The following is a 2022-nucleotide window of genomic DNA, read 5'->3' on the forward strand; positions in this document are numbered from 1 at the left end:
TATTCACATCACCGACGAAGCCGCCCAACAAGCCCATACCGGCCAAAGCCCCGAACAGGCCGCCGCCGCCATTTACACCGACCGGCGCAGCGACACCGCCGATGCCCAAGCAGGCTACCTGGACAACCGTTTCGACGCCGAGCGGGTGCAAAACGAAATCGACCTGCAAACCAGCGTCAGCCAAGACTTCGCCCCCATCGCCGCACAAGGTGTTGCCGTCGCTTCCGACTACTTGGGCAACACCCAACACCATCAGCATGCTCAAATGCTGAAAAACCTGTTGGAAGCCGAACTCCGGCAAAACCACAGCGAAGCAGAAAAAGCCGAGCTGAGGGCAGATTTAAACCGCATCAACCAATACCTGGCCGACAACCAAGCTGCTTATGAATTGTGGAAAGAAGGCGGCATCGGCCGCGCCCTCCTACACGCCGGAGCCGGCGGACTGCTCACCGGCAGCGCAGACGGCGCATTGGGGGCAGGAGCGGCCGCCTTAAGCGCCCCCCATTTGGAAGCACTGGGCAATCATCTAGGCGGCACAGGCAAAGCCGTGGTAGATACCTTGGGCGGTGCCGCCATCGGCTGGATGGCAGGCGGCACGGGTGGTGCCGTAACCGGCAGCAATGCCGATTGGCACAACCGGCAACTGCACGACAATGAAATTGCTAAAATCAAACAATATGCTTCATTATTTGCACATAACCAAGGTATTAGTATTCAACAGGCTACTGATAGGCTGATGGCGCAAGCTATGAGGCAAGTGGATGCAAATTACCGTGAGTTGTATGCCAATAGCGATACGGCTGCCGAAGATTTTTTAAGAAGGCACACAGGTAATTTCATGGTTGAGGGGAAAAGATTCCTCGAATTTTCCAATATGGGCTACGACCGAGATCCGTCTAAATTTTCCGATCAAAATGGATATAGGGAAGAAAGAATACGCCTATATCAGCAACCAGCACACACTGAGCAACGTAGAAAATCGGATTTAAACGATAATTTAATCAGTACAATATCAGGAGGATCTAAGGCGGCCATTAGCAACACTCCTTCACGTTTGGTAAATGGACTCATTGGAACAATTAATGGTATCGCACGCACCAGTATTAATCCAGTGTCATTAAATGTGCCTAGAAATACCAATAATCCTATGCAGGGAGAAGTAGAAAATTGGTTGGGAGATAAAATAGACCGTGCTATTTCCATTGGTGGATCTGTCAGAACCGTTCAGGTTGCGCCGGGGATGATCACACGTCACCAAGCACGAAATGTGTCAACAGCCAAACAATACCAATCAACAATACCTAGAAACCTGCAGGAGCAGATTTTTGCAAAGAGCGTCAGAGTGAATCCTTTACAGGGAAGAAATTTAGATGGTATGAATACAGATCCACGATTCCCCCAAAGTGCTGGTTTTCAAAAGATGCAAGCCACCCAGCAATTGTCAACTGGAGAAAAAATTATCATCCATTATCAATATAATCATATCAATAAGAGGGTATATGATTTAAAGTTTGATAACCGACCTTTTAATATTCAAGACCCTAGTCAACCGATTAACTCAATCAATAGAAAAAGATAAAATGAAAGTTCAAGAAAAAGGTAATCCGTTTTCAGTACTGAATAAAAATAATGGCGCAATTATGAATGTATTTGCTATTTATTGGAGTGATTGCAAAATACATTTTGCATGCATGGAAAAAAATTATGATGGTTTACTTATACATTATCCTGATGAGATTATTATTTTAGATCCAAGCATATCCTTTAAAATAATTTTTTACGCGAGTGAAGATGGCCGCTTTTTGGGGTTGTTTCATTGGTCTTTGGTCGAAAAAAATCTATGGGATGGCGTTATAGATGGTGAGTTAGCAGACAGGCAAGAATTTTTACGGATTATACGTAGTGAAAATTTAATTGACTGGTAAGCAGTCCATACATCTCTTTATAATTTTAAATAATTCTTTAAAGAAATGCTTTCAGGTAGCCTATCTGGCTACCTGAACAACCGTTTCGACGCCGAGC

At 45.2% G+C, this 2022-nt stretch carries 1 protein-coding gene and 1 pseudogene; both read left to right on the forward strand.

The genetic code is table 11. The features are described 5' to 3' along the window. Positions 1-1579: pseudogene (locus HMPREF9371_RS12840) on the forward strand (hypothetical protein); the annotation flags it as partial. A 1-nt stretch (position 1580) separates the two neighbouring features. Then, positions 1581-1925 (forward strand): hypothetical protein, encoded by a 345-nt coding sequence (locus tag HMPREF9371_RS10800; RefSeq protein WP_040661208.1) that lies wholly within the window; start codon positions 1581-1583, stop codon positions 1923-1925. Positions 1926-2022: the final 97 nt, after the last annotated feature.

The organism is Neisseria shayeganii 871, assembly GCF_000226875.1.
Classification (GTDB): domain Bacteria; phylum Pseudomonadota; class Gammaproteobacteria; order Burkholderiales; family Neisseriaceae; genus Eikenella; species Eikenella shayeganii.